The 25,149-nt window shown below is 40.4% G+C and carries 24 protein-coding genes and 1 tRNA gene; 4 read left to right on the top strand and 21 right to left on the bottom strand.

Features of this window, described 5'->3' with window-relative positions; translation table 11 throughout:
* Positions 1 to 326: 326 nt before the first annotated feature.
* Positions 327 to 992 (top strand): endonuclease III, encoded by a 666-nt coding sequence (nth, locus tag AC0IWT_RS12090; RefSeq protein ID WP_471797397.1) that lies wholly within the window; start codon positions 327 to 329, stop codon positions 990 to 992.
* A 136-nt stretch (positions 993 to 1,128) separates the two neighbouring features.
* A complete protein-coding gene (gene recA / locus AC0IWT_RS12095; protein ID WP_056869925.1) occupies positions 1,129 to 2,142 on the top strand; it encodes a recombinase RecA in 1,014 nt (337 codons plus the stop codon).
* A gap of 68 nt (positions 2,143 to 2,210) precedes the next feature.
* Here the strand turns inward: recA and AC0IWT_RS12100 are convergent, their stop codons facing one another.
* Entirely contained in the window at positions 2,211 to 2,414 is a 204-nt protein-coding gene (locus tag AC0IWT_RS12100; protein ID WP_056869924.1) for a hypothetical protein, read from the bottom strand.
* Between the two features lie 132 nt (positions 2,415 to 2,546).
* Entirely contained in the window at positions 2,547 to 3,548 is a 1,002-nt protein-coding gene (tsaD, locus tag AC0IWT_RS12105; RefSeq protein WP_471797398.1) for a tRNA (adenosine(37)-N6)-threonylcarbamoyltransferase complex transferase subunit TsaD, read from the bottom strand.
* Positions 3,549 to 3,622: 74 nt separating this feature from the next.
* On the opposite strand from tsaD, the gene AC0IWT_RS12110 reads away from it, so the two are divergent.
* Positions 3,623 to 8,053: a translocation/assembly module TamB domain-containing protein gene (locus AC0IWT_RS12110; RefSeq protein WP_471797399.1), complete on the top strand. Its 4,431-nt coding sequence runs from the start codon at positions 3,623 to 3,625 to the stop codon at positions 8,051 to 8,053.
* Positions 8,054 to 8,145: 92 nt separating this feature from the next.
* Here the strand turns inward: AC0IWT_RS12110 and AC0IWT_RS12115 are convergent, their stop codons facing one another.
* From AC0IWT_RS12115 to AC0IWT_RS12125, 3 genes are all read right to left on the bottom strand, one after another.
* Positions 8,146 to 9,357, bottom strand: a complete 1,212-nt coding sequence (locus tag AC0IWT_RS12115) for a bifunctional 3,4-dihydroxy-2-butanone-4-phosphate synthase/GTP cyclohydrolase II (RefSeq protein ID WP_056869921.1) — start codon at positions 9,355 to 9,357, stop codon at positions 8,146 to 8,148.
* A gap of 140 nt (positions 9,358 to 9,497) precedes the next feature.
* On the bottom strand, positions 9,498 to 10,922 hold the full coding sequence (locus AC0IWT_RS12120; RefSeq protein WP_471797400.1) for an LptF/LptG family permease: 1,425 nt from the start codon (positions 10,920 to 10,922) through the stop codon (positions 9,498 to 9,500).
* A gap of 29 nt (positions 10,923 to 10,951) precedes the next feature.
* Positions 10,952 to 11,332: an START-like domain-containing protein gene (locus AC0IWT_RS12125; RefSeq protein ID WP_056869919.1), complete on the bottom strand. Its 381-nt coding sequence runs from the start codon at positions 11,330 to 11,332 to the stop codon at positions 10,952 to 10,954.
* Positions 11,333 to 11,469: 137 nt separating this feature from the next.
* On the opposite strand from AC0IWT_RS12125, the gene AC0IWT_RS12130 reads away from it, so the two are divergent.
* A tRNA-Met gene (locus tag AC0IWT_RS12130) sits at positions 11,470 to 11,543 on the top strand.
* On the opposite strand, the gene AC0IWT_RS12135 is transcribed toward AC0IWT_RS12130, so the two are convergent.
* The 16 genes from AC0IWT_RS12135 to traK all read right to left on the bottom strand — a co-directional run bounded on the left by AC0IWT_RS12135 (position 11,503) and on the right by traK (position 25,149).
* Positions 11,503 to 13,116: a recombinase family protein gene (locus AC0IWT_RS12135; RefSeq protein ID WP_471798499.1), complete on the bottom strand. Its 1,614-nt coding sequence runs from the start codon at positions 13,114 to 13,116 to the stop codon at positions 11,503 to 11,505. The two genes, AC0IWT_RS12130 and AC0IWT_RS12135, sit on opposite strands and share 41 nt — an antisense overlap.
* Before the next feature lie 51 nt (positions 13,117 to 13,167).
* Positions 13,168 to 13,356: a hypothetical protein gene (locus AC0IWT_RS12140; protein WP_265836352.1), complete on the bottom strand. Its 189-nt coding sequence runs from the start codon at positions 13,354 to 13,356 to the stop codon at positions 13,168 to 13,170.
* Between the two features lie 178 nt (positions 13,357 to 13,534).
* Positions 13,535 to 14,014, bottom strand: a complete 480-nt coding sequence (locus AC0IWT_RS12145) for a hypothetical protein (protein WP_471797401.1) — start codon at positions 14,012 to 14,014, stop codon at positions 13,535 to 13,537.
* 191 nt (positions 14,015 to 14,205) lie between these two features.
* Positions 14,206 to 15,030, bottom strand: coding sequence for a DNA adenine methylase (locus tag AC0IWT_RS12150; protein ID WP_471797402.1), 825 nt, complete (start codon positions 15,028 to 15,030; stop codon positions 14,206 to 14,208).
* Between the two features lie 5 nt (positions 15,031 to 15,035).
* Positions 15,036 to 15,236 (bottom strand): hypothetical protein, encoded by a 201-nt coding sequence (locus AC0IWT_RS12155; protein ID WP_056095008.1) that lies wholly within the window; start codon positions 15,234 to 15,236, stop codon positions 15,036 to 15,038.
* A gap of 23 nt (positions 15,237 to 15,259) precedes the next feature.
* The gene (locus AC0IWT_RS12160) at positions 15,260 to 16,123 is read right to left on the bottom strand and encodes a hypothetical protein (protein WP_471797403.1); all 864 of its coding nucleotides are present in this window, start codon (positions 16,121 to 16,123) and stop codon (positions 15,260 to 15,262) included.
* A 20-nt stretch (positions 16,124 to 16,143) separates the two neighbouring features.
* Complete coding sequence (locus AC0IWT_RS12165) at positions 16,144 to 16,461, bottom strand: hypothetical protein (RefSeq protein WP_471797404.1); 318 nt, start codon at positions 16,459 to 16,461, stop codon at positions 16,144 to 16,146.
* Between the two features lie 463 nt (positions 16,462 to 16,924).
* Positions 16,925 to 17,725 carry a DUF4099 domain-containing protein gene (locus tag AC0IWT_RS12170; RefSeq protein WP_471797405.1) on the bottom strand — a complete coding sequence of 267 codons (801 nt, stop codon included), beginning with the start codon at positions 17,723 to 17,725 and terminating at the stop codon, positions 16,925 to 16,927.
* Between the two features lie 9 nt (positions 17,726 to 17,734).
* On the bottom strand, positions 17,735 to 18,973 hold the full coding sequence (locus AC0IWT_RS12175) for an ArdC family protein (protein ID WP_471797406.1): 1,239 nt from the start codon (positions 18,971 to 18,973) through the stop codon (positions 17,735 to 17,737).
* Positions 18,942 to 19,478, bottom strand: a complete 537-nt coding sequence (locus AC0IWT_RS12180; RefSeq protein ID WP_471797407.1) for a M23 family metallopeptidase — start codon at positions 19,476 to 19,478, stop codon at positions 18,942 to 18,944. The genes AC0IWT_RS12175 and AC0IWT_RS12180 overlap by 32 nt, the downstream gene beginning before the upstream one ends.
* Positions 19,479 to 19,548: 70 nt before the next feature.
* The gene (locus AC0IWT_RS12185) at positions 19,549 to 19,971 is read right to left on the bottom strand and encodes a hypothetical protein (RefSeq protein WP_471797408.1); all 423 of its coding nucleotides are present in this window, start codon (positions 19,969 to 19,971) and stop codon (positions 19,549 to 19,551) included.
* Between the two features lie 37 nt (positions 19,972 to 20,008).
* Positions 20,009 to 22,051 (bottom strand): type IV secretion system DNA-binding domain-containing protein, encoded by a 2,043-nt coding sequence (locus AC0IWT_RS12190; protein ID WP_471797409.1) that lies wholly within the window; start codon positions 22,049 to 22,051, stop codon positions 20,009 to 20,011.
* Positions 22,052 to 22,060: 9 nt separating this feature from the next.
* The gene (locus AC0IWT_RS12195) at positions 22,061 to 22,900 is read right to left on the bottom strand and encodes a DUF4138 domain-containing protein (protein WP_056095036.1); all 840 of its coding nucleotides are present in this window, start codon (positions 22,898 to 22,900) and stop codon (positions 22,061 to 22,063) included.
* A gap of 6 nt (positions 22,901 to 22,906) precedes the next feature.
* Positions 22,907 to 24,133, bottom strand: coding sequence for a conjugative transposon protein TraM (traM, locus tag AC0IWT_RS12200; protein ID WP_471797410.1), 1,227 nt, complete (start codon positions 24,131 to 24,133; stop codon positions 22,907 to 22,909).
* Positions 24,134 to 24,142: 9 nt separating this feature from the next.
* Entirely contained in the window at positions 24,143 to 24,529 is a 387-nt protein-coding gene (locus tag AC0IWT_RS12205) for a hypothetical protein (RefSeq protein WP_056095041.1), read from the bottom strand.
* Positions 24,526 to 25,149: a conjugative transposon protein TraK gene (gene traK, locus AC0IWT_RS12210; protein WP_471797411.1), complete on the bottom strand. Its 624-nt coding sequence runs from the start codon at positions 25,147 to 25,149 to the stop codon at positions 24,526 to 24,528. The genes AC0IWT_RS12205 and traK overlap by 4 nt, the downstream gene beginning before the upstream one ends.

A 25,149-nucleotide genomic window follows, 5' to 3' on the forward strand; every position in this document is an offset into this window, starting at 1 on the left:
GCAGAAAAATGCTCGGGCTGCCGCTGCCATCAGGTTTAGAAACTACAGCTTCTGCAATTAATGCGAATAACCTAGAATAGGTTTTCGCATTTGGGCTTTAGCTGCTGATTACAGGTTTTGACTTATAAACCAGATTGAAGCGAAAATACTTTTAAACTTCTGCCGAAAAAAGAACCTGTTAACATTGCCAGCTAAAGTGCAGCAAAAGAGGCACAACAGAAGTTGAAAAGATTGAAGCAGAAAGCGGGACTGCCCGTTAAAAAGTACCCGCATTTTGATTTCCTAATAAAAATCATTGGTTATAAATCTGCTCGCTATATTTGCAGATGCTAAAAAAAGAACGGTATCAACTTTTCGTAAAACATTTCTCGGCAAAACAGCCCGATGCCGAAACCGAATTGCATTATAACAATCCCTACCAGCTTTTGGTTGCAGTAATATTATCGGCCCAGTGCACCGATAAACGTGTTAACATGGTTACGCCATCGCTTTTTTTGCGGTTCCCTAATGCAAAAAGCCTTGCAGAAGCTACGCCAGATATCGTTTTTGATTATATAAAAAGTATAAGCTATCCGAATAATAAGGCCAAACACCTGGTGGGCATGGCCAATATATTGGTAAACGAGTTTAACGAGGTTGTTCCTGCCGAGATTGATGATTTGCAGAAAATGCCGGGTGTGGGGCGCAAAACGGCAAATGTTATCGCATCTGTTATTTATAATGCGCCTGCAATGGCGGTAGATACGCACGTTTTTCGCGTAGCAAACCGCCTGGGGTTAACCAACGGAAAAACCCCGTTGGCGGTGGAAAAAGACCTGGTAAAAAATCTTCCGCAACAAGATATACATATCGCCCACCATTGGCTTATTCTACACGGCCGGTACGTTTGCGTAGCCAGGAGCCCGAAATGTGAAGTTTGTGAAATTACCTACATGTGCAGGTATTTTGAGCGTTTGCAGGCTAGAAATGAACGTGAAAAACACCTGCCTTAAATTATTTCAAATTTACTATTGACATTAGCTAAAAAACCATTAACTTAGCTAAATATTTTAGTATTGCAAGTTATAAACATAAGCAGATAATAGCCGACAATTCGATTATATTTACGAAATCAAATCATAATAAAACATGGCAAGCGCAAATCCTGATAAATTAAAAGCCCTACAGTTAACGCTGGATAAATTAGAAAAATCTTATGGTAAAGGTACCATAATGAAACTTGGCGATACCGCTATTGAACCAATTGATTTTATATCAACAGGTTCTATCAGTTTGGATATCGCTTTAGGCATTGGTGGTATTCCAAAAGGAAGAGTAATTGAGATTTATGGTCCTGAATCTTCTGGTAAAACAACCTTGGCAACACACATAATTGCGGAAGCGCAGAAAAAAGGTGGCATTGCAGCATTTATCGATGCAGAGCACGCATTCGATCAGTTCTATGCTAAGAAACTAGGTGTTGATACGGATAATTTATTGATTTCGCAGCCAGATAATGGTGAGCAGGCGCTGGAAATTGCCGATAACCTTATCCGTTCAGGCGCTATTGATGTTATTGTGATTGACTCTGTTGCTGCATTGGTTCCTAAAAGTGAAATTGAAGGTGAAATGGGCGACAGCAAAATGGGTTTACACGCCCGTTTAATGAGTCAAGCACTACGTAAATTAACAGGTACAATTTCAAAAACCGGATGTTGCTGTATTTTTATTAACCAATTGCGTGATAAAATTGGCGTAATGTTCGGTAACCCTGAAACAACAACCGGTGGTAACGCATTGAAATTTTACGCATCTGTGCGTTTAGATATTCGTCGTATTTCTCAAATTAAAGATTCTGATGAAGTTTCTGGTAACCGAGTTAAGGTTAAAATCGTTAAAAATAAAGTTGCTCCGCCTTTCCGTATTGCAGAGTTTGATGTAATGTTTGGCGAAGGAATCTCTAAAAATGGTGAAATTGTTGATTTAGGTGTTGATTTTGGCATTATTAAGAAAGCCGGCTCTTGGTATTCTTATGGTGATACAAAATTAGGACAAGGAAGAGATGCTGTTAAGCAACTTTTGAGTGATAATCCTGAATTAGCTGAGGAACTGGAAGTTAAAATTAAAGCTGAAGTAACCGGCGACAAGCTAGAAGAAAAATAGTTTCGCAATAACGAGAAAAACCCTCAAAATTAATCAGTTTGGGGGTTTTTCTATTATATAATAAGCTTCTAATTGCCATCCTGGCTAAAAATTGCATTAAAATCTTTAGTTACGTAAACAATTACCAGTATTGCGGCAATTAATAAAGCACCCAGAATAATTACGCCCCAACTGCCCTTCAGTTTATTTTTGTCTTTTCTAATCAGATAATATAAAATCCCGATTAGCGGAATTGCACAAACTATCCAAAAAACTAATGATGCTCCTGTCATATAAAAATTAATTATCAAACTAAAATATTCAGTTCAAGGTTTCTACAAATTTACCGCTAGGCAAAAATAAACTCAGTACTGAATTTTTATGCCTTTGATTCTATTGTTAAACCTTCAAACTACCTTGCGTTTTTAAAACTCCATCCTTGCCATTGGCGAAACGTTCTGTTCCACAAAATCCTGGTTTAAATATTTATGATAACCGGCAATGGCAATCATTCCGGCATTGTCGGTACAATATTGAAATGCCGGGAGGTATACATTCCAACCTAACTGAACCGCCAAATCCTGTAAAGTATTTCTCAACCCTGAGTTTGCAGAAACACCGCCAGCAATTGCAATTTCTCTTATCTCGTATTGTTTTGCAGCTTTTTTCAATTTATCCATTAAAATTTGAATAATGCTGAATTGAACCGACGCACAAATATCATTTAAATTTTCGGCAATAAAATCTGGATTCTCTTTTTCCTGCTTTCTTATAAAATATAAAATTGAGGTTTTGAAGCCACTAAAACTGAAATTCAAATCATCGATTTTTGGTTCTGCAAATTTAAAGGCTTTGGCATTACCTAGTTGCGCATGTTTATCAATAAGTGGCCCGCCCGGATAAGGCAACTGAAGAATCTTTGCAGTTTTATCAAACGCTTCACCGGCGGCATCATCCAAAGTTTCGCCAACAATTTCCATATCAAAATAGTCTTTAACAAGCACAATTTGAGTGTGGCCACCAGAAACTGTTAAACATAAAAATGGAAATTTCGGCTTCGGATCTTCAATAAAGTGTGCCAATATATGTGCATGCATATGATTGACAGAAATTAACGGTAGATTTAGGGCTAAAGCAAAAGATTTTGCGAATGATACACCCACTAAAAGTGAACCCAATAAACCTGGTCCGCGGGTAAAAGCAACAGCATTTATGTCCTGTTTTGTAACATTCGCATTTTTTAAAGCTTGGTCTACCGCAGGTACAATATTTTGCTGATGTACCCTTGAAGCTAATTCAGGGATTACGCCACCATAATTTTGATGAATTGTTTGGTTTGCAATAACATTGGCCGTAATTTTGCCGTTGTTACAAATAGCGACTGACGTATCATCGCAGGAAGACTCGATAGCAAGTATAACAGACAAATTATTTTTATTTAAGCTGCAAAATTATTAAAAAACTATTTAAAATACTCCTTTGGGTAATTGCATCAATAATTTTGCTGCTCTCGCTACTTGTTTTTTCACTGCAATTTAAGTCTGTTCAAACTTATTTTGCACAAAAAGCTGCCGCTTACCTTGCAAAGGAGCTTAATACCACCGTATCAATTAAAAGCTTGTACATTAAGCCTTTCAAATCTATCGTGCTCGAAGATTTGCTCGTGCTCGATTTGCAAAAAGACACGCTTTTAAGTACACCAGCATTCATGGTTGATATAAGCCAGTTATCCATCAAAAAAAAGATTATCGATATAAACACTGTTCAAATTAACAACGGAACCTTCTTTTTAAAAGATTTCAAAGATAATTCTTCTAACCTCGATTTTATTATAAATTACTTTGATTCTGGTAAGCCAAGTGTAAAAGATCCGAATAAAAAGCCTTACAAAATTTCCTTCGGCAGAATTATCATCAATAAGCTAAACTTTAAGTATAAAAACTTCAAGGGAAAGGATTTAAGCCAGGGTAAAAGTGTAAATTTTGACAATGTTGACGTAAAAGATTTAAGCGTAATTTTAGAAGGCTTAGACACCAAAAATCACCTCTTCAAAACCAACGTAAAAAACCTTACCCTTAAAGAACGAAGTGGTTTTTATTTAAAAAACCTTACCGCCGAAACAACAGTTGATTCTAACGCGATAGAGCTCAAAAATCTTTTGCTTGTTACCAACCAGAGCCGGTTAACGAACTACTATCAGATGAAGTTTAAAACCTTCAGAGACTTTAATCATTATATAGATAACGTTCGCATGAAGGCTATATTTAAAGATAGCCACCTCACTTCCAAAGATATTGCATTCTTCGCTCCGGAAATGAACAAGATGAAGCTTGATATCGATGTAGACGGACAAATTTCTGGATTGGTAAATAACCTTCGGGCCAAAAAACTTTCTATAAAATCGGGAAAGGCAACCTACATAAAGGGAGATTTCATCATTAAAGGTTTGCCTAAGTGGGAAGAAACGTTCATGGATTTGAAAATTGAAATGGCGGGAACGAATAAAAATGACCTCGATGAAGTACTTGCCGGAATTACAGGAAAAAACAAGAAGTTGGTTCCAAAGATAGTTAGCAAGTTCGGCAACATAAACTTTAACGGAAGTTTCACAGGATTTCAAAATGACTTCATTGCCTACGGCGAATTTAAAACGAAGCTTGGAAGAATTGTATCTGACGTGAACATGAAAATTGATAAGAACGATGTTCCTTCTTATTCTGGAAATGTAAAAACATACGATTTCAACCTGGGCAATTTAATCGATGAAAAAAGCCTCGGCAAAATAACATCATCACTATATGTTAAAGGAAGAGGTACGGAATTAAAGCAGTTAACAGAAAAATTAAATGGAAAAGTCGATTATATAGATTTTAATAATTACCGCTACCGCAATGTTAAAATTGACGGCACATTCGACAAAAAGTATTTCGATGGTAAACTAAGTATAAACGATAAAAACATTAAGCTAAATTTTGATGGCGGCGTTAATTTGAATCCTAAACTGCCAGTGTTCAATTTTAGGGCTAGTATTTTTGGCGCAAAACTGAAAGCCTTGCATTTGCTTAAAGATTCCTTACGTGTTGATGCTAAATTTACGACCAATTTCTCGGGTACCGACCTAAACAACATTGAAGGAAAGTTGCGGATTCAGGAGATAACCTTAAAAAATCCAAAAGGAACGTACAGCATCGATTCGGTAGAACTCACTGCAAACGGAGTTGGCGTTGGCCGGAATTTAACAATTAAATCAGACATCCTTGATGCAAGTATTAGTGGCAAGTACGATTTAAATTCCATCGGCTCCTATTACAAGGCGATTGCAAAGACTTATGTACCGTCTTTTCAAACAAAGATTTACAAGTATAACGACCAAATTTTTCAGTTTAATTTAAAAGTTAAAAAATTCGAACCCTTGGCGCAACTGATTTCGCCAGGCCTGGAATTAGCAGAGGGTGCTAATTTTGTTGGAAACTTCGACTCGAGAAACAATACCGCAACGCTAAATGGTTTCATTAAGAATTTAAAATACCAGGGCATCGTTGTAAATAATATAATTGTTGATGAAAATACAACACCTCAACAGTTACAGTTAAACATCACCTCTGACAGAGTTCAGCTTAACGACAGTCTTTTTATCAAAGACGTGAACATCTCTAATATTTTAAGAAGTGATAGTTTGGCCTTTAACTTGAAAATGTCGAGCGCTTTGGAAGACAATCAGCTCGATTTAAACGGCCTGGTTGAGTTTACTAAAAACCAGGATACCGCAGCCAGATTAAGTGTTTTACCCTCAATTCTAAAAATCAATAACGAGGAATGGCGCATACAGGAAAAAGTCCGCATCATTTTAAATAATGGAAGAACAGAAATTAAAAATTTCGATTTAACAAATGGGCCGCAACAGATTACCGTTGATGGCTGGCTATCAGACGACCCAAAAGATTTACTTCAGGTTGGTTTTAAAGACTTTAACCTTCGAACCTTAAATCCTTTTACAAAAGGCTTTGGCGTTAAGCTTGGTGGAAAAGTAAACGGCAAAACCGATTTATATGGCATTTTGAAAGGGCCAAGAGTTAATGACGATGTAAAAATCGATTCGCTAAACTTTAACGACATCTACATCGGAACCCTTACAGATACATCGACATTTAACAGCGCACAGAACAAAGTAAATGTTTATACCAGGATTATGGCCGACGATTCTGAAACTTTTAAACTGACCGGTAATTTAGACCTGAAAGAAAAAGACATCGATTTACAGGTGAAAATGGATGATAGCAAACTGACGATTTTTGAGCCTTTCGTAAAAACGCTGGTATCGAACCTGAAAGGTAATGTTTCATCAGATTTAACTGTGAAAGGTAAGTTAGATAATCCGAAAATTAACGGAACATTATCGCTTAACAAGGGACAACTTACTGTGAACTACCTTAAAACCACTTATGTAATTACCGATGAGGTTCAGGTGAATAATAGCGTTATCAGGCTGGAAGACTTTAAACTCGCCGATCTCGAAGGGCATGAAGCCACTGCAAACGGATCGGTGGATTTAAACAATATAGACGACCCAACATTGAACGTAACAGTTAATGCGCAAAGTTTTATGGCGTTGAATACTACTGCTAAAGACAACTCTGTTTATTACGGGCGGGCTTATGGAACCGGGGTTTTTAAGTTTATCGGGCCGACCAGTAAAATGAAAATCGAAATTAAAGCGAAAACAGAAAAGGGAACAGTATTTAATCTGCCACTTAATAGTTCTGAAACCGTTTCCGATAAAGATTTCATCAATTTTATAAGTAGAGATTCGGCAAAGGTTGTGAAAAAAACAACCAGTTTTGAAGGCTTAACACTAACCTTTAAGCTAACGATCGACCCAAATACTACCGCTAATATTTACACCACATTGGGTAATTTAAGTGGAAAAGGAAATGCCGAACTGAACTTAAACATCAATAGTCTGGGCGATTTTGAAATGTCTGGCGATTATATTATCGAGAGCGGAAGCTTTGATTTTACAGCTCAGGAGGTTATTAACAAGAAATTTGAAATACGCCAGGGCGGAACCATCAGGTGGACGGGCAACCCGACAGCGGCCCAAATAAATTTGAAAGCTGTATATGCTTTAAGAGCCAGTTTGAACGAGTTATTTAAAGCGGCGAACAGAGATGCCAGTGCGAACGCAAACCAACGGGTAAACACGGAGGTAGAGATGGGACTTACAGGCTTACTTTTACAGCCAGATATCAAACTCGACATAAATTTCCCTGCAAACCCGGCAATTAAAGAAGAGCTACAAACCTACTTAAGTGATCAGAATAATTTAAATCTCCAGGCTTTCAGTTTAATTATCAGGAGAAGTTTCGCTCCTGGGAATGGTGGCGAGTCCATCGGCAAGCAACTTGGTTCCAGTGTATCAAGCACGGCAACAGAGTTGGTATTTAATCAGTTTAACAACGTACTATCATCTTTAAACCTGAATTTTGTTGATTTAAACGTAAAGTCGTTAAGCGAAGCAAATGCGTCATTCAAATTCTTTAATGATAGATTAATTGTAAATGCAGGTATTGTTGATAGAAACAGTTTAAATGACTTTACAGTAATCGATTTCTCGAAAAACAACGTTGGTAGCGAGGTAGAGGCATTATTCCTGATTAAAAAAGACGGAAGTTTAACCGGCAAGCTTGCAAACAAGCCACCAACCCAGCAAAGTATCTTCTTAAATAGCGGCATTAGCGCAACAGCCAATGTAACCTCTGTTGGATTGGTTTACACCCAGCAGTTTGATACATTTAAAGAATTTCTTCAAAAAATTACAGGCAGCTACCGTAGAAACTTACGTAAGAAACAAGCCGAGCAACCGGTTAAAACAAACAAATCGATAAGCAAAGAAGCGATTATTAACGATAGAAAAAATAACCCAAAAAGATAAACAGAAAACGGTTTTAATGTTGAGATTACAATCATAAAAAAAGCAACCTTCCGAAAGAAAGATTGCTTTTTTGGTATGTGGCATTGCAAGAATTAACCCTTCATAATGGAGTGACCCATTTTATCTCTTTTGGTTTTAAGATAACGTTCATTATGTACATTACTCTCAATTTCTATCGGAATGTTTTCTACGATTTCTAAACCGTAACCAATTAAGCCGGCACGTTTAGTAGGATTATTGCTCATCAGGCGCATTTTAGTTACGCCTTGCGATCTGAGAATCTGTGCACCCACACCGTAATCCCGTTCATCACCTTTAAAGCCAAGCTTTATGTTCGCTTCCACCGTATCAAAACCTGCATCTTGCAGGTTATAAGAGCGCAACTTATTAATAAGTCCGATACCACGCCCTTCCTGATTCATATACACCACAACTCCCTTGCCCTCTTTTTGTATCATTTCCAAAGCTTTGTGTAGCTGTGGACCACAGTCGCATCTGCATGAGCCGAAAATATCGCCGGTTACACATGAGCTGTGCACCCGGGCAAGAATTGGTTCGCCTTCTTTCCACTCCCCTTTTGATATTGCAAGGTGGGTGGCATTGTTATCAAGCTGCGTATAGGCAGTCATTTTAAAATCGCCCCAGGCTGTCGGCAAATCTATAGTAACCTCCTGTTTAACCAGGCTATCGATGCCCAACCGGTAGGCAATTAAATCTTCAATAGAAATAATTTTGAGCTGGTGTTGCTCTGCAATTTTAAATAGATCGGGTAAACGGGCCATTTCACCATCTTCCTTTAAAATCTCTACTAACACACCTGCAGGCCTCATACCAGCCAACCTTGCCAAATCTACCGCTGCCTCGGTATGGCCGGCACGGCGGATAACACCACCAGCTTTAGCCCTTAACGGGAAAATATGGCCTGGGCGACCAAGTTCATCCGGATTGGTATCAGGATTTACTAAAGCCAACATGGTTTTGGAACGATCGCTTGCAGAAATACCGGTTGTGCAACCGTGTCCAACCAAATCAACTGAAACAGTAAAATTAGTTTCGTAAGCAGCCGTATTTTTGCCAACCATTAAATTCAGGTTTAGCTCATCGCAACGTTCTTCCGTTAATGGCGCACAGATTAAACCCCGCCCATAAGTTGCCATAAAGTTGATTACTTCGGGCGTTGCATTTTCAGCGGCCGTTAAGAAGTCGCCTTCATTTTCTCTGTCTTCGTCGTCTACAACGATTATAACTTTTCCGGCTTTGATGTCTTCAATGGCCTCTTGTATGCTATTTAGTTTTGTTTGCATTTCTGTTATTAGAATAGATTAACAGCTGAAAATTAAAAAATAATTAACGGGAAACTCGCTATTAATGAGTACAAAGGTACAATCTTCTTAAGCAAATTTTTTAAGAATATATCATCTGGAAGTAAAGGAAAAGCGCCTCCTTATTGCTGCTTAATTCTAAAAAGCTTGATAAAAAACTGCTTATACTGGTTAACATCAAACAAAGCAGAATCGGCCGTAGCTTTATAGGTTAAAAACACCGCTAAAGGCGTCAGAATTATAAATGCTATCCACATCCCGAACACTGGATTAATTGAGCCTTCGCGGGCTGATTTTTCGGCCACGGTAGTAACAATATGGTAAACCAGGAAAAACGAAATGGCAATTACAACCGGCAAACCCATGCCTCCTTTTCTGATGATGGCACCCAGCGGTGCACCTATGAAAAATAGCAGTACACACGATGCCGCAAGGGTGAATTTGCGCTGGTATTCTACACTGGTAAAGATAATTTCACCTTTTAAATCTTCCTGTCGCGGAACACTATTGGCCAAACTTTGGGTAATTACTGATATCGTGTTGGCAGCATTTTGAACGCTTAGCAATCTTGAACCATTAGGAATACTCTTTAAAATATTATCATCGATGTTTTTCGGCGAAACCTTCAGTTTGGTATAACCCAATGTGGTGTTGCTTTGCTTAAAATTATTACCTAAACTTCGGCCAGTATTCCGATACAAAGTATCCATCTGTTTTGAAAGGGAATCTCTCTTTCTAACGATACCCTTAAGGTTAAGCATTACTGTACTATTACCGAAAGCACCCTGATCCGTTTTTTGCATATCGAATGATTCCATGCTGAATTTCGGTTTCGTTTCTTTAAACCTGCTCCGGTACATGATTTGCCGGGGATTATAAATGCCACTGCTACTCGGCTGTTCTTCGTACGTTACACCATCTTTCAGGTTAAAAATTAAAAACTTACCATCACTGGATTTGGTCATTTCGCCTTCTTTGGCTAAAATCACCTTTGGGATGCCATTTGTTCCTTTATGATCGTAAATCATGATTCCGAACATTTTCCCGTCCTCGTTTTTACTATCCACACGAATAGAATAATCGGGAATACTGTTATTAAAAACGCCCGGCTTAATCAGGAATGCGAGCTTCTTATTCCGCACATCGTACATTAAGGAATAAAACTTGAGGTTTGCTTTTGGTAAAATGTAATTAGAGAAAACGAAAGAACTTACCGTAAGGCAGAGAATGAGCACAACCAATGGCTGCATTGCTTTTTGGAGTGATATACCAGCTGATTTTATGGCAACAAGTTCATAGTTTTCGCCCAGCGTGCCAAAAGTCATGATTGAGGAAAGTAATACGGAAAGCGGAAGCGCCATAGAAATTTGAACCATCGATTGATAGTACATTAATTCGAGAATGGTATACCATTCGAAACCTTTTCCTATTAAATCATCTACATATTTAAAGAGAAAAAACATCAAAAGGATAAACATGACCACAAAGAAAGTGGCAATAAATGGCCTTATAAATGTTTTAATTACTAAAAGATGTATCTTTTTCACCTTACAAAGGTAAACAAAGGAGAGAAATATTATGCACCTAAAACGCTTATCAGATAATCAATCTGGTTATCCCAGATTAATTTTTTTTCTGCAAGCAATTCATCCGTCGAGAAATCGGTTATGGAAAGTGCAACATCATTCGTTAGTTCATCCTGAACAATTTCCATTTCGAAATAGCACTGAGGCTCATCATCAAGCCATTTAAATTTAACAAGCTTATTCTCTTTTATAGAAACAAGCTTTGCTTTTTGTGTTTCATCATCCCAGGTAAAAGTATAAACCTGATCGCGAAAATTAACATCATCGGCAAACCATTGCGATAAGCCATTTGGCTCACTTATAAAACTATACAGTATTCGTGGTGACGATTTAACTTCGTACTCAAGTGTGAATTTTTTCTTATCTGCCATGTTAATTCATTACCAGAATAAAATTCCGGACTACTTTTTTTATTTTATTTTTCTAAAGAAAGGTAATTTATTCTATATTTGCAACTCCAAAAAATAACCAAGCAAATATTTGTAATATAACATAAATATTTGAACCCGGCGGGGTAGCTCAGATGGTTAGAGCGCAGGATTCATAACCCTGAGGTCGGCAGTTCGATCCTGCTCCCCGCTACCGAATCGGCGAAAGAGGCATAATTCAGATTTAATTCTGGTATGCCTCTTTCCTTTTTAAGCATAATTTGCTGAAAATGAGCAATATACAAAAAGACTAAATTTATCTCACTGGTTCGAACTTTATCGTTTTTCTTATCGTAACTCATACCACTAGGGAACAGTAATGCTTGCAGTTGTTGCTTGGTGTGATAGTCCCCAGAAAGCCAGTTTAAAGGTAGCTGAGTGGCATAATCTATCGCCAACCTAACACATTTTACTAGGTTCGAACTTTTACTTGAGAGGACAAGCAAATTCCGCTCAATTTCCTTTTTTTCTTCTGAATACTTCTCGTGATATTTTTTGTAAAGCTCCTGACTGAGATCTTCTTCAATATACCTCTCCTCTAATCGTTCTACTTTCCTCTTTATTTCCCGGTGGTTGTTTTCCAACTCTAAAAGATCCTCCTGCTTATTTTGGGTCAGCTGGTTAAATGTTGCAGCAACCTGCTCAACCAATAGTTCGATGTATTCCCTGGCAATATCAATCTTAAAGAAATCGAGGATTTCTGCAAATCTGGAATTAAGAGAGTCTGCATTCTTGTTATTACAACATGCTTTGGTTTTACACTTATAATAATAGATATTCTTTTTGCGGTTGAGATAGCCGCTCAAGGGCTTCTCACATTCGGCACATATCATAAAGCGTTTTAAAGGGATATGTACATTTTCTTCATTGAGAGAAAAACCATGAGATACCTTATCAAGTATGCCATTAACTTTTAAAAAAAGTTCCCTGCTGACCAATTTTTCATGATTACCGACAACAACCTGACCCTCTAACATATTATGCACCATTAAGCCACAATAAAAAGGATTTCTAAAAATTTCTGATATACGCTGATGAATCAATTTAAGTCCTCTCTGAGCCAACCTATCCCGAATCACCTCATTCGACACATTTTCATAGCCTTTCCACTCAAAGGCCTGGCGAATGAGCCTTCCTTTGGCATTTATAACAATCTGTCTTTTATTCTTCGACCTGTCTATTTCAAATCCCAATGGGGGACTAGTCGGCCAATCACCACGCAGTAACATTTCCTTGATACCTGCACTACATTTTTGCTTTCTCAATTGATTATCAAACTCGCCAAACAGGAACAACAACTTTTGTTGCATCTGACCCGAAGCACTCGAGGTATCAATAGGTTGTGTTACGGAAATTATTTCTATCCCTAAACGCCTCAACTCCCCGCTTAGCCAGATTGAGTTATCATTTCTTGAAAACCTTTCCAGGCTGTACACTAAAATAGAAGATATTTTTCCTTTGAATTTTTTCACAAAAGAAAGCATAGCGGTAAATTGCTTTCTCTCATCGTTTTCAGCACTTTCATAGGTTCCTCCAAACTGAGCGGCAATATTAAACCCAAATTTCTCTGCGTATAGCATACATGCCTTCAATTGGGTTCCCAGGCTTAAATTATCAGCCTGCTCTTTACTACTAACCCTTGTATAGATGACGCATTCCAAGCTTTTGGAAACTTTTTTATTTTGTTTCCCTTTTGCAAATGAGTCGAAAAAAAAGATATCTGACATAAATAATACTTCTTTGATTACACTATAAGATACTAATAATCAATTAATTTATCAAGTTTTTTGCTCCTTTTTCTCACTTGCATTAAAAATGATTATAGACATTTTTTTGATAGTAAGGATCACATCATTAGCCTGCTCCTCGGTAAAATGTGAAAACATTTGCTTTGAAAGCACCTCTTCTATGGTTAGATCATGCTGGCGCACAATAGTTTCTATATTTAAATCAAACTCCATATCCATGACGTTTATTTTGAGTAACAAATATTTTTAGAAAGGTATTTTGAAGAATAACAGGATTGGATAATCACAATTAATTACGCTCCTGTTAGAAATAGATGCAAATAGGCATAAACTGGGGTACATCTATCATTAATGTACTCACATGTTGAGATGAGCACATGAGTCTCCTGTAAATAATTTATCTTTGCAAATCTGAATGATCTATTGCCAAAGAATCAATTACGCCATCGCGGATCACCTCAAATCCACCTACACAATCTGTATTGTAAATCGCGACTGTTTTTGGTGGCCAAAGTTTTGGGTCGTTTATCTTATCCCAGTCAACCCCAATGCCTGATGGATAATAATCCCAGTTTTCCCAGGCTCTCTCTTTAATTAAAAGTCCGTCGTAACCCAGTACCCTCGTAAGATATTCATTACGGTTACCTTCCCAGTCCATCCCGTAGCAGAGCAGATCAGCAACCTTGTAAAAATCAGAGAGCTGGTCATCGTGACGGTGATTTAGGTATCGCTCGGAAACTCCTGCGCACAGCAAAATACTCCGGACGCGAGATGCGTCCAGAGCTTTGTCAGCATCCAAAATGCTGGCATCCTTGCTGAGTGTTATCTTATAGATTTTGGCATATCCAAGATTATCAAACCCCGATTCACCGTTCAATCTTGACTTCTGGAGTACGAGATGGCTAAAAAGGCAGGCGGCGTCCTCACTTATTGAAGTATAAAATGCATTTCCGAGAGTGAGAGCGTTCCAGCCAACTCCTTTACCGGACTGGATGTTTATTTTCCCACCGTCCAGTCCAAGCGAACCATGATAAAGTGCCAGCGATTCTGGGTTTATTTCCTTTACTTTCAAACTCCAAATTCCGTCTTTAGGTCTATCGGGTAGTTAGCTGTTAGCACCTCCGTCTTGCTTTTCTTCTTTCCTCCCTTTGCATTAACGGAGACCTGTTGCTTTACCGACCATTGATGCCAGCCATGTTCTTTGGCATATTTTTCCAATAGTGGAGATGGGTAGGAAGAGAGCAAAAACTTGCCTTTTATTCCGGCCAGTAAAAAAAGAAGGGCTTCAAAATCCCCTTCAGAATAACCATCATAGTGACCACAGTCAGAGTTGTAGTAGGGCGGATCACAGTAAAAGAAACTATCTGCGGTATCGCGGCTTGCGATGATGTAGAGCGCATCTGCGCATTCTATCTGGCAGTTCTGGAGCCTGATAGCCATTTCCTCAACAAATCCCTCTTTCTTGGAATTTATTTTTTTTGTGGTAGTATTACCTGATTTATCATATCCCCAGCTGCTGTCAAGCTGCGAAGAAAAGCTCTGTGATGAAGTCAACCAGACTGCCCATGCCCTTTTTATCTCCGAAAACATATCCGGATTGTTATAGATCACCGAAGCCTTTCTGTGCAGATCCCTGGAATGAAGAGAGATCCTGATCTCCTTTTCAAGTGAAGTAAAATCCTCCTTCGCTACCCTATAAAAATTCATCAGTTCTTTATTGGTATCATTAATTACCTCAACCTTTGATTGTTCTTTAGCAAAGAATACCGCCGCGCCACCAATAAAAGGCTCACAATAAAGCACATGTGGCGGAATTACCGAAACAATGCGTTTGGCTAATTTTTGTTTACCCCCATAATAGCTTATGGGGGTTCTTAATTTTAGTTTGGTCATAAATTCTAATACAAGTCGTCAATGCTTAAATCAACTTTTTCACCCTCAATCATTACCGACACCCTGCACTTGATATCGGGCGTGGCCATACTTTCTACCTGAAAGCGCTTGCCGTTTAAGTTATATAGCAGGTGATCTTCCTTAAGATCAAGGGTAACCCATCCGCTTGCGCGGATGCGGTCTATCTTAGCTAAAAGCTTTCTCATTTTTTCTTTGCTGTTACAAAAGATTATCTTCCTATTTCCTCGCTTTGGGAGGTATCACCATCCCGCTGGTTTTCCCATGGAAACCGCTCTTCTGTATTGCTGGCATCGATTTCGCTTTTTTGGGAAGTTCTTTGCTCAGCCGAGGCCGTGCTTTCTTTTTGCTCTTCTTTTTTAGGAAAGATTTCATCCTGGCGGATAATGGCCATGTTCTTATCATAAACATCAAGTCCCTTAAACTGGGGATTCGCGGTTACCATTACAGCAACGGCTTTCTTACCCACCATCATCTCGGCCGGTGCCAGATGGCCACTTCTCAGCATTTTCATCATACCATCCTTTCCAAGTTCAGTAAGACCCTTGAACGGATATTTGTCTATGGCATCAGATAGCTCAAACTTGAATTCGGGGTAGAATTTTTTCAGGGGATGATTCCCGTAGGCATCCTGAACATCAAGGTTGAGCTTAAACCAAACCTTTTTCTTTTCCGAACCCTCACTGTTTTCCAATTTGGTGTAAACATCCCGTTCAAGTGAGTTCCCAGAGAGTAGTTTATAGGCCTGTAGCGCCGTAATCCGGTTGTCCCTTTCCAGATCAAAGATTTGTCTGATAGGCAAGGCACTTCCGGCCTTATTCAGAGTTACCTCATAATCGTTCAGAAAATACATATCGCTCTGCTTGGAGCGGTTGAAATTCAGCATGAACCTGACCTGATCGGAACCAATTGCAGGATTCTTTTTGGCGTTGGCAGATGTGTAGCTTTGCGTAACTCCGAGGGTAAAAGCAGGGAGTTCCCTGGAAATTGCTGATTCAAGAACATCGTTAAGTTTTGTTCCAAAGCCCAGATAATCCAGGCTCTTTTTTAGATAATCCAAATTTTGTTCATTCATAAGAATATATTATTAATTAATCAAAATAGGCTAAGCTGTCGCTCAGGCTGGGGAGGGCTATAGCCATTTTCCCGGGCGAGGTGTTCGCCAAGGGAGATTGCCAGTTCCTCGATGGAGGCATATCCGCAATCCTTTAAAAAAGCAGAAAAGAGAAAATGTGACCGGTAGCCGGTACCGGATATAATATTGGAATCTGAGCGAAACTCCAGGTGTACAACGGTTGGCTCTTTTTCATCATTTCTTTTGCTGGGCCAGTTGTACACATAATTGACATTGACATCGAATCCAAATACCTGGATATCGAGACTTATATCCTGTTTGAAAATTTCTGGAATCATGGGAATGGATTTTACCGGATTTGCAAAGGCCTTAGATTAGTCCTAAATCCGGTGATCTTACAAAACCTATTAAGTGAAAAGAGTGATTCCGCACATGAAAATTCGCATGACTTAAAAGTGAAAATCACATGATGGGATAAAACCAGAAAAGTTGCGTCAAATCCTTTCAGCCATAGCGAAATCTTACAGGTTAATACGATTGCAGGCAGATCATCTCCGAATACAGTCACGAATTTCGCATTGGGAAATACCAAGCTGATGCGTATTATACCTTCCGGAAGAGCAAGAAAACCAAACGTTGCCAGCGCGGCATCCCGAAATTTGACTGAGGTAGCATCCGACAGAACTTTTAGACAATCCCTTTTTTCATAAAAAAGATAAACGCTACGGATACATATCTCTGGCAGCCCGTAAGGAATCAGGTATGCGAAACCATCGCACATAACCCATTCTCTGTCCATATTTATCTAGATATGCCATGACTATAGCCGCGGCTATACTCGTTTTTGAACTCATCGAGTTCTCTCTGCTGCAACATCTCGTCTGAAATTGCGCCATCGTTTTTTTTCAATTCCAGGAATGCTGATTCAAAGCCTAGTGAAAAGGGAGTCTGATGAATACTTGAATCCATTATGGGAGCGAGATCTTTTAATAAAAAACCCGCGGCTTTACCGTCTTTCAAAAAAGTTAAGATAAGTGCTGTACGGCTGGCTACGATCCCCTTGGGCTCACTGGCCCTATGTTGAATCATCGTCCCATCGATTAGCTGCACAATGCGTCCTAGGGCAAAATCCTTACTTTTCTTTACATCTAGTTTCTCTCCGTTGATCTGAAATGGAACCTCTACCCCTTTTGGATCATAGGAAATGAACTCCCTGGTTTCACTATCATATTCAAATACGATAGTCCTATTTGTGCCATCAGGAAAATTAATGGGTTTTGCAATATTCTTAACCTCTCCTGCGACCAGCGCATCAGCTTCAACATCCAATAAATCCGGAGACAGTTTCGGCTCCTTGTAAATAGGATGCAATTTTATCTCGTGGAGACTATCTTCATCCAGGTTTAAGGATAGCTTAGCATCCAGGCTATCAATAGCAAAAGCCTCGCTGACCAGATTCTTTAGGTTCACTAAAGAAGTTCTCCTGCCCGAAAGAAGTGCAGCAATGTCTGTCTCGTCCAATAAGTACCTGGTCCCGTCGTATAGCCCTAGCCTGGATAGCTCTGCAACGGGCAGGGCCTCCTCGATAATTATATTTTTCATAAATTCGTTTTATCTGTTTAAATCAAGATGTGATTGGTTCACAGCTTCGCCAATCTGGTTAGTGTGCTTATCATTTTGAAACTCAGCACCCATTTCGCGTTTGAGATATAAAAGCGCTGCGTAGAGTTTATCTTCCCGGCCCAATGTAAATGCATTGCCGTTCAGGCTTTCATGCATCTTCAGCCTTCCCTGTTTTAAATGGCCTAGAACCTCATAGACCGATCCGTTATATGGAATCTTATCTCCCGTGGTGAGATACCCAGAAGCTTTTCCGGGAGCAGGCTGCATCGCATTCAGGGAAACCTTTTCATTGGTAATCTCCTGCTTTCTTTCTATATCCAGGATATAGCCAAGAATACGCTCGGCATCCATGGAAGCAGAAAAGATCTCAAAAGGATTGTTCTCCAGAATCGATATCCAGCTTTCCACATAGGCATAATGCTGTCCCGGGTCATGGCCTATACCAAGTTCCTGTCCAATAAGCATCGAAGCGATTTCTGCCCTGAGCTCCTCCCTGGCATAGCTCGCATCCCCAAAGCCTTTACCCATTTCTCGGTTCAACCGGTCTGGATGCCCCGTCCAGTGTCCCAGTTCGTGGAGCAGTGTAGCATAATATTTGTGGCTTTCAGAAAACCAGTCCTTGTAGGGAAGCGTAATAGCATCCCTTTTTGGGTCATAAAAGGCATTTGCGGAATATTGGTGAAAAATTACTGCGCCTGAGGAGGCAACGAGATTCTCTGCCCGCTCAACCGGTGCCCACTTGGTGCCTGGCTTTTCTCTTTCCAGTTTGGGCATGCCCTCGATCTGCGCGGCATTAAACACGTAAGCATTGCGAACAATGGCATGGGGAAGTTCCCTTGTTTCCTTTATGGGCTTTCCGAGCTCATCATGCATAACCTTTCCTGAAGCGTCGCGCCTGGTTCGCTCATCACTTGTTTTAACGAACTGGATGAGCATGGATTTCTCTCCCTTTCTCACCTGCATTCCGCTTTCCTCTGCCTGCCTGTAGGTCATCCATCTTGGATCTTCCCTACCTGCCATCAAAAGTGATAGGGCATTGATTCCCTTATATCTATTGCCGCTCTGAAAATTGTAAGGCATTAGAAGAGGCATGCCCGCTGAATCCCATGGAATCTGCCAGGGTGCGGTTCCGGCGCGGAGTGCCTCAATTACTTTCTCGGCAACCTGAACGTGCAGGGGTTTATGAACATCTTTTTTATCCATCTTGCTCTTCCTCCGTATCCGCAAAACCAATTCCGTAAACCCAGGCCTCGTCCTGATTCAGTTCCACTTCCTCTACCATGGCGAGTAGTTCCAGTTTTTGCCTTAGGGTCAAATAGGCTGAATTTTCCATAAAATTTATTTGATTAATTTTGGCTACTTCATAGTAGCGAAGAATAAAGTCTACCGGATCAATGTATACTCCACTGATGCGCAAACTAAAATGCAGGTGTTCGCCAGTCACCCTACCGGTAGATCCCGTAACCGCTATAACTTCCCCAGAACGGACTTCTTCGCCCTTTTGAACCAGAATAACGGAGAGGTGGCCATATATGCTTTCAAGGCCTGAATGATCAATCCTTATAAATTTTCCCAGAATTGGATTAAAGCCTACACCGGATACCTTTCCGGCAAAAAAAGAAAATACAGGCTCATTCCTCGCGTGAAGATCAATGCCACGATGGAAATCCGCAAAATGGGTAATAGGATGTATCCTTTTACCAAAAGCGCTATTTACCTTTATTGAATTCAAAGGCAAGGAGATTTGGGAGTAGCAGGATAGAGAAGAGCAAACAAAAATGAGAAGTACGCCTGCCAAAAGCCTAACGCTCAAAAGAAACCGCTTCGCTGACATTTATATTGTGATTTCGTGAAATATAGTCCTCCAGGGAAATCATGCTCCTTTTCATCACCTCTGGATTTTCGATAGCAATCTTCATCGCAGCAGAAATGTGACCATAATCTGAATACTCCTGTTTCATATTAATATCGAGCAGGTCTTTAAAAGTATCGGCATCCATATCCTTTACCCCTGTCATAATATCCTGATAAAGCTCCCTTTTATCCTTTAGCACAAGGAGGGCATCTGAGGAATACCTGCCAAGTGGACCACCACCAAAGCCGACGCTAATGTTATCTTTTTGAAGATCCGCTATTGCAATTACACCTATCTGACCCTGTCTGGAAACAGGATCTGTTGTCAGCTGAGGATGTACCACCACAAGCCGGCCGGTTAATTCTTCCATAAAAATTGATTTTAAGATTGAAAAAAAAATAGTTTGTTTATCTCTTCATTCCGCCTGCCATGGAGGCTTTGGGACTTTCCCCATTTTTTGGGACGGTAGCCTCGGTTCTGAATTTTTTAACCAATACCTGTATTTCATCATTTATGCGCATGAAGTTTTTACGGAGAATCTCATCCTTTTTTCCTGCGAAATCATAATACAACGGCATATCAGGGTAAGCCTTTTCCTCTGTAGCTATTGCCTCCATATCAAGGTTCACCCTGCAGTTGATCGCCGAGGTATCAAATTTTCCGGTATATTCTTCTACCGCATCCGCTGCAAGCATACCAACGAGCTCTCCGGCTTTCAATGATGCGATCTTACCTGCAGGAATCAGCGATTCTAGTTTTTCCGAGAGCGACACCGATGTCTTGGTTCTATCAATGGACAAGCTCTCTGACTGTTGCTTAACTTTCCCAAAAAGCCGCTCCAGCCATTCCAGCGTTTCCTTGTTCCTTACCGAGCCAGAAAGTACATTCCCTACTACCGAGGTAATGGTGGTTGCGGTATCCTTTCCATATTGCTGCTGAAACTGTGGAAGCTCCTGGAGTCCCATGAGAACCGCTACCTTATTTGATCTGGCAGTGGCAATTAGATTTTCAATGCGGTGCACAAATAAGGTTGGCAGCTCATCGATAATCAAGGCCGAGGGCCGGTTTCCTTTAGAGTTGATAAGCCTGGTCAGCCTGTTGAGCACCACAGAATAGCAGGCGGAATTGATATTCTGTGTATTGGGGTCATTGGCAAGGACTAATATAGAGGGCTCCGCCCGGGATGAAATCTTTAAGTTGAAATCATCCGCGGAAAAAACCCAGAACGTCTCTTTAGTAGCTAAGCGGGAGATGAATACCTTTAGCGTTCCTATCTGCCCCTCTAGCTGGTTGAATGCTTTAGCCTGCCATGCAGTGGCAAATGGAGAAAGTAAGCTCCCAAGCTCAGGATTGGAAAATAGCACCGAAAAAATCTGCTCATAACTGCAGTTCAAAAATGAAAGTACGTGCGGAAAAGTAGAATACTTCCCTCCCTGGTACTGAGAAAAGAAATAAATGCAGGAAGAAAGAAAATTTACCGCACTCTGGGTAAAGAACTGATCGCTACCACCGGATTTATCCCCTTTTTTCAAGGCTTCAACCAGGGCTTCCGCTGTTTCGCCAGCATCGGCGAGCGTTACTATGTAATCTGGTCTTAATACATTTATCCTCCTGCTTCGCTCTACCTGGGTTAAGTTGATGACATGAAAATCAAAGCCTGAGAGCCTGCCCTGCTTTTTACCCAGCAGATAATGGTAATAGGCGATCTGACCCAGGTCGGGAAACTTAAAGTCATAACAGCAGATACAGAATTCCTTAAAGATAAGCTGCCGGATAAAGGGCATAACAATGCCAAAACTCTTGCCCGAGCCCGGGGTTCCGATCAAAAGCGTTCCGCGAAAGATGTTCTCTATGTTAATGAAGCCCGAATGTACTTTCTTGCGGTAATAAAAAAGTGAGGGGATGGTAACTGCAAATGGTCCGTTCACAGGCTTTCTTGCCTGCATAAAGGATTCTTCTTCGGTATTCCACTTATCCTTACCTAAGGAAGAGCTGATAATCTTGGAAACATTATCCATCGCTAGGTGCACCAGGATCGTACCTATCAACAATAAAGAGATATACCCGATATCCTGCCAGCTGGTCAGATAAAAAACCGCAGTCCCCTTTTCACCAAAAAAAAAGATACTGGCCGCCATTAAGACTAATCCCAACACGAGCGGATAAATGATCGCTGTTTTAGCATCAAGATCTTTTTCTTTTTTGCTCAGTGTCCCGATTGAAACCAGCGAGATAAGCAACAACGAGAAAAACCGGCTGTAGAGCGGGTGTTGGTAAATAATAATCCGTGACATGCGCACCAGAAACCTGGCGAGCCCAATTTTCTCTGCACCAGAATCAGTTAACAGCTTAGTTGCATAGACAAACATGAGCACATCTAGCAAAAGGGCTAGATAAATGGCAAACTGAAGGAAGCGGTGCAGGCTCTGTTGTTCCTTGCTTTCTTCCATAATGAAACATTAAAAGGTGTCGGCGTTTAGGATATCGGAGTAACTTAATGAAGCGCGAAGATTTCTTCCGGAAATCTGCTTTTCCGATAATTCAATACTGAATTCCTTGTCACCGGGAAAGGTGGTTTTTTTAATGAAATAAATATTACGATAGGATTTCGAAAATCTTTCAAAGGGATAAAGCTGAAAAACCGGCTTTAATTCTATGGACTGGACATTGGTAGATTTATTGATCTTTCTGTCTGCTATCTTAAACCTGAGCTCGTCGACATCAAAGGTGAGATTTGTCGAGTTATGGAAGCTCAGGTCAAGAAGGATGCAATCGCCAAGGGTATAAACCCGGTTTACCACCAGTGATATCCCGAAAGCTGATTCTTTTTTAATTCGGGAATCCCCTCTGCGCTTTAGCAGGGAAAGCGCATTGCTCTTCATTTCGTTCTGTGATAATCCTATCCCCGAAATATCAATGGATCTCATATAGGTTGGCAGGATATCGATTTGTGTGGAAACCAGCTCGGGACTAGCAGGCGATAAAAAGGAGAGTCTGTATTGTGCAATAAAGGTTTCTCCGACAATGGTAACCAGGCCAGCATCGCCGCTGGAGAAAAGAGCGGCAACAGAGTCTGGAATCGCCTTGATCCTGAGAATGTTCTTTTCCGGAAGGTCACCAATCAGCGAACTGCTGGATAGGTCTACATAGGAAATTTTCTCTGGCGAGATGAAGTGGATTGAAACTGAACCCGATATTCCGATTACCGGAATATCGGCAACGGTAACTGAGTGTGGCACTTGCGCGTAAAGGGCCAGTGAGCTCAGGAAAATTTGAGCTAGGAACAATATTTTTTTCATGAAATTCTAATAAGATTGTTGTTTTCTTTTAAGCTCATTGGGATCAATGAGATAAACCTGGGTATTGTATCTGACCTTGACCTTATTGGACCGGATCAACTTGTTTACCGCTGTTGTTGTAGACTGGAACATCTTGGAAAGCACCCCCATAACGAGTTGATTGTTGTTTTCCGCCATCTGCTGTATGGTAATCCCTTGCGTGCTTGAACTGCTCATGTCCCTGGTAAATTCGCGAAAGGCGGAAGATGGAACATAAATACCGGCCATTCCGTCGTTGTCATAAACCTGAAGATTTACCGGCAGAATTTCCCCGCCATGGAATACCGATGAGATCACCAAGGAAACCCTTTGGGCAGAGAAGCTTGAAATAGTTGCATAGAGGTAGGTGCCTTTAGGGATCATAAACTTGCCGGCCATGATATCATCAGTCAGCCTTATACGCAGGCGCGATCCGGAAAAGCCGGTAACATCCTGATCAATGATCGCAGAAATAGGGCGTTCGACATCTCCGGAAACTATGGTATTGAAGCCAGTCGAAACTCCATGCGATCTTTTGACCGGAATGATCTTCTTGCTTTTGGCTTCTGCTTCGGCCAGTTTCAGAACCCGTTCTTTTTCCATATTCTCCTTTACTGCGGGATCATTAGCTTTCCCCATACTGTCCACAAGAGCCATCTGTGCCCGAAAAAGTTGCATGGGATCGGATGGGTTTTTAGAGTTATCAACCTCCTTATTCACCCTGTTCTCCTCCATTTTTATCTTGGACAATGCCGAGGCGAGTGCGATGTCCTGCTCGGTTCTGGAAGGATTCCGCGACTTTACAAAGCTCTGTCCTGCCGCAGAATATGTATGGTTTACATTTTCCGGTCTGCCTGGCAGACCATATTTTGCCTTCATTACCTGGTCAATGGAATCTAGCATATGCTTTTCCCTCAAATTGTAGGATGAGCTTATCTCTGCCAGCTGTTGGTTTTCTTCACCAATACTACCAACAGCAGTGTATCCATCGGCCTGCTTGAATTTATTTCTAAAGGCATCCAGCTTTCCCGAAAGCTCCTGGTTCCTCACCTGCTCGGAAACATTTGCCACGTTGGTCTGTAGCGAATCTCTTCCCAGGACTATTTTACCTTCTTTTCCAAAACTGCTTTTATAGACATAAAAGAAGAGAAAAAGAAAAGGCAGACAGATTATGGGAAGAGCGTACCTGGGCTTTTTTAAATCTATTTTTTTCATATAATTTAATTAATTCTTCGTGTGGCCGGCACGCTCAAGCTCGGCTACCATACTGACCATGAGCAGGCTGTCCTGGCTATTTAGCGTTTCCTTGGCCAATAAAACTTTCAGCGCTTCCCTAATTTCCAGAGTTCTTTTAAGCTTACTTACAGTTGTTCCTATTTCGCTAAGCCCACTCTCAACTTTTAGCAGTGCTTTTTTTTCTAAAGGGGCTTTTTTTGAATCCATTCTCAGCAGCGTAAAGCACAAGAGAAAGGAACTGCCTAGTAGCAGCACCATAGATGAGAAGATAACCTTCGGATATTTTTTGAAAAAACCTGATATGGAGGCCAGGAGGCGTTCGATCAGATCAGAGAACTCATTTCTGAGTTCTGAAAACACAGTTGTCTTTTTCATTGGAATGCATTTTTATCTATAGTTGAAATATCCCTGTTCTCTAATGTCTTCCATCTGGTAATTAAGACCGCGTGGGGATTATTGTCAGATCTTGTTTCAAGATCGACCAGGCTTCCCTCCGTGATAAGCGAGCGGGTGACGCTTGAACTTCTCCTGTCTATTTTCTGTGTACCATAATACCGGAAATACATTCTTTTTTCATCTAAAAAAATAGAATCGGTTCGGAGCGTGAGTACAGCAGAGGAGGAGAGAATAGAGGTGAAAAAACCTTTTTCCTTCAGATTATTATACTGAAGGGCACCACTTTCATCAATAAGGTACATGGCCTGTTTCATCTGATATTCTATGAACTTATCATCTGGTACCAGCGAAAAGAAAAGAGAATGGAATTTTGCAATATGTGCGCGATATTCTGCTGCTCTGTTTAGCTGCACATTGGTCTGTTTCGCCAGGATTGGTGTTCCCGAGGGGTCAAGAATATAAATACTTTTACGAGAATCCCTAACATATCCATAGGCAAAAAAAGAAACAACAGCGACTACCGATAGACAGAGCAAAAAACTTCCCAGCGAAAGGAATGTGGCTAGACGGATTTTGGATTCGATACTTTTTATCATCAT

The sequence above is a fragment of the Pedobacter sp. AC464 genome (assembly GCF_979253075.1).

What these genes read in the sequence shown, in the direction of transcription:
- nth (WP_471797397.1), top strand. Translation starts at nt 327, where the DNA reads ATGCTAAAAAAAGAACGGTATCAACTTTTCGTAAAACATTTCTCGGCA.
- recA (WP_056869925.1), top strand. Translation starts at nt 1,129, where the DNA reads ATGGCAAGCGCAAATCCTGATAAATTAAAAGCCCTACAGTTAACGCTG.
- AC0IWT_RS12100 (WP_056869924.1), bottom strand. Translation starts at nt 2,414, where the DNA reads ATGACAGGAGCATCATTAGTTTTTTGGATAGTTTGTGCAATTCCGCTA.
- AC0IWT_RS12115 (WP_056869921.1), bottom strand. Translation starts at nt 9,357, where the DNA reads ATGCAAACAAAACTAAATAGCATACAAGAGGCCATTGAAGACATCAAA.
- AC0IWT_RS12125 (WP_056869919.1), bottom strand. Translation starts at nt 11,332, where the DNA reads ATGGCAGATAAGAAAAAATTCACACTTGAGTACGAAGTTAAATCGTCA.
- AC0IWT_RS12135 (WP_471798499.1), bottom strand. Translation starts at nt 13,116, where the DNA reads ATGTCAGATATCTTTTTTTTCGACTCATTTGCAAAAGGGAAACAAAAT.
- AC0IWT_RS12140 (WP_265836352.1), bottom strand. Translation starts at nt 13,356, where the DNA reads ATGGATATGGAGTTTGATTTAAATATAGAAACTATTGTGCGCCAGCAT.
- AC0IWT_RS12150 (WP_471797402.1), bottom strand. Translation starts at nt 15,030, where the DNA reads ATGACCAAACTAAAATTAAGAACCCCCATAAGCTATTATGGGGGTAAA.
- AC0IWT_RS12155 (WP_056095008.1), bottom strand. Translation starts at nt 15,236, where the DNA reads ATGAGAAAGCTTTTAGCTAAGATAGACCGCATCCGCGCAAGCGGATGG.
- AC0IWT_RS12160 (WP_471797403.1), bottom strand. Translation starts at nt 16,123, where the DNA reads ATGAATGAACAAAATTTGGATTATCTAAAAAAGAGCCTGGATTATCTG.
- AC0IWT_RS12165 (WP_471797404.1), bottom strand. Translation starts at nt 16,461, where the DNA reads ATGATTCCAGAAATTTTCAAACAGGATATAAGTCTCGATATCCAGGTA.
- AC0IWT_RS12170 (WP_471797405.1), bottom strand. Translation starts at nt 17,725, where the DNA reads ATGAAAAATATAATTATCGAGGAGGCCCTGCCCGTTGCAGAGCTATCC.
- AC0IWT_RS12185 (WP_471797408.1), bottom strand. Translation starts at nt 19,971, where the DNA reads ATGGAAGAATTAACCGGCCGGCTTGTGGTGGTACATCCTCAGCTGACA.
- AC0IWT_RS12190 (WP_471797409.1), bottom strand. Translation starts at nt 22,051, where the DNA reads ATGGAAGAAAGCAAGGAACAACAGAGCCTGCACCGCTTCCTTCAGTTT.
- AC0IWT_RS12195 (WP_056095036.1), bottom strand. Translation starts at nt 22,900, where the DNA reads ATGAAAAAAATATTGTTCCTAGCTCAAATTTTCCTGAGCTCACTGGCC.
- traM (WP_471797410.1), bottom strand. Translation starts at nt 24,133, where the DNA reads ATGAAAAAAATAGATTTAAAAAAGCCCAGGTACGCTCTTCCCATAATC.
- AC0IWT_RS12205 (WP_056095041.1), bottom strand. Translation starts at nt 24,529, where the DNA reads ATGAAAAAGACAACTGTGTTTTCAGAACTCAGAAATGAGTTCTCTGAT.
- traK (WP_471797411.1), bottom strand. Translation starts at nt 25,149, where the DNA reads ATGATGATAAAAAGTATCGAATCCAAAATCCGTCTAGCCACATTCCTT.